Below are 2,104 nucleotides of genomic sequence, written 5' to 3'. Positions count from 1 at the left end.
CATACAGGTGCGACCTGAAAGTCGCTATCACAACTGTCTTGCCAATAGCAACCGGACAAGACCTGCTGTTCTGCCAGCAGTAGCCCACTCGGTCGTGCGTCGCTGGTAACGGCGGGGTGCGGAGCATCGAGGACAACAATCGGGGCCGCGAGGCCTAGCCCGAGCCGCGAGGCGAAGGCGACACCTGCAAGCACCAATGCGGGAGCCGTAAGGGCTTGGGTGGCATGGTTAACGGAAGTGAATTCTCGCAAGCGTCGTGAGCACAGTCCAGCCAAAGGTGCTGTCAGGCTGAGGGCAAAAGCTAAGCGATCGGGTGCATTCAGTCTGTAGTGGGTGCACGCAGAACACAGCGTCGCCGGCGTAAAGGGAAAACCGTCGCCATCTCGTTGCGATAGCGGAACAGGGTAAGCCCATCCCGTCGCCCATACCGGGCAGGCCAACCGCAAGGAAAGCTGGTGGCGGAGTGGGTAAAGGAGGTTGGAGAAAGCGAACGCCTGACTGTAATGGCCGGGATACGGGCTGAAACATCGCTCGACACGAAAGTGGGCAGACTTCCAACTGGTCTCTCATCACGAGATAACTTGCGTAATCTTTGAAGGCGAGAAAGCAAATGAACGGGCAGCCAACGTGTGCACTGGCCGACCAAGGTACGTCGTGGCACAGCATCGACTGGGACACGGCCCACGCCACGGTCAAAAGAATGCAGGCGCGTATCGTGAAGGCGACACAGGCCGGTCGCTGGAACAGGGTCAAGGCCCTGCAACGGCTGCTGACCACCTCGTTCTACGGCAAAGCATTAGCCGTTAAACGAGTGACGGAAAACCAAGGCAAACGTACACCGGGCGTCGACAAAGTGCTCTGGTCGACCCCGGATGCCAAATACATGGCGATAGACTCGCTGAAGCGGTGCGGGTATCAACCGCTGCCGCTGAAGCGTATCTATATACCCAAGAGTAACGGCAAGCTGCGCCCGCTGAGCATCCCCACGATGCGAGATCGGGCGATGCAGGCCCTATACCTGCTCGCTCTCGACCCCGTATCCGAAACGATCTCCGACGGGCAATCCTATGGATTCCGAAAAGAGCGATCCACTCATGACGCGATAGCACAATGCTTCATGAACGCCCGATATCACGGCAACCCAAAAGACCGGGGCGCACGGGTCTCGGCGCAGTGGATTCTCGAAGCGGACATCCGCGGCTGCTTCGACAACATCGACCACGCGTGGCTCTTAAAGCATGTGCCGACGGACAAGGCCGTGTTGGCGAAATGGCTGAGGGCCGGTTACTTGAAGGACGGCGTATTCGCGAGAACAACCGAAGGGACGCCACAGGGCGGCATCATCAGCCCTGTGCTCGCCAACTTTGCGCTGAACGGGTTGGACAAGGTTCTATCGTCCGTCTTCAAATACCCGTCACATCGCATAGTCCACAAGGTCAATCTTGTGCGATACGCCGACGACTTCGTCATCACTGGAGTGAGCCGGGAAGTGTTGCAAGACACAGTTACTCCGGCAGTCACCGCGTTTCTTGCAGATCGGGGACTGGAACTCGCTCCGGAGAAGACGAAAATCACCCATCTGACGGAAGGCTATGATTTCCTTGGCCAGAACATCCGGCGATACGGCAAGAAGTTGCTTATCAAACCGGCGCGGAAGAACGTGCAGTCCTTCCTGCAAAAGGTTCGGGACATCATTAGACGGCTACGGTCGGCACCGCAGCATCTGCTGATCGACGCCCTGAATCCTGTGATAACCGGCTGGGCCATGTATCACCGCCACGTCGTTGCTCAGGAGACCTTCTCGAACGTGGACAGCCATATCTGGTACGCAATATGGCAATGGGCCAAGCGACGCCACCCCAAGAAACCTCCGGAATGGGTACGACGACGGTACTTCCACCAAATCGGCCTGCGACGATGGGTATTCGCCGCCGCCACCGACCAAGTGGACGATAGCGGTCATCCCCTGCTTCGGACGCTTCGGACGGCGGCAAGCGTAACCATCGAACGGCATCCGAAAGTCCAGTCGGATGCGAACCCCTACGACCGTGAGTGGTTTGCCTACTTCGCGCAGCGTGCTGCGATCCGAAGCCGGGTCTCCCGC

General features: G+C 58.5%; 1 protein-coding gene. It reads left to right on the top strand.

The annotated features are described in order from the left end of the window. Nucleotides 1-610 precede the first annotated feature (610 nt). On the top strand, nucleotides 611-2,104 hold a 1,494-nt coding region (ltrA, locus tag QZM15_RS33855; RefSeq protein ID WP_302108025.1), incomplete at its 3' end, for a group II intron reverse transcriptase/maturase.

This window comes from Burkholderia sp. AU44665 (assembly GCF_030504405.1).
In the GTDB taxonomy this organism is placed as follows: Bacteria; Pseudomonadota; Gammaproteobacteria; order Burkholderiales; family Burkholderiaceae; genus Burkholderia; species Burkholderia semiarida.
The sequence above is the reverse complement of the archived record's forward strand: the minus strand, read 5'-3'. Positions and strand labels throughout refer to the sequence as shown.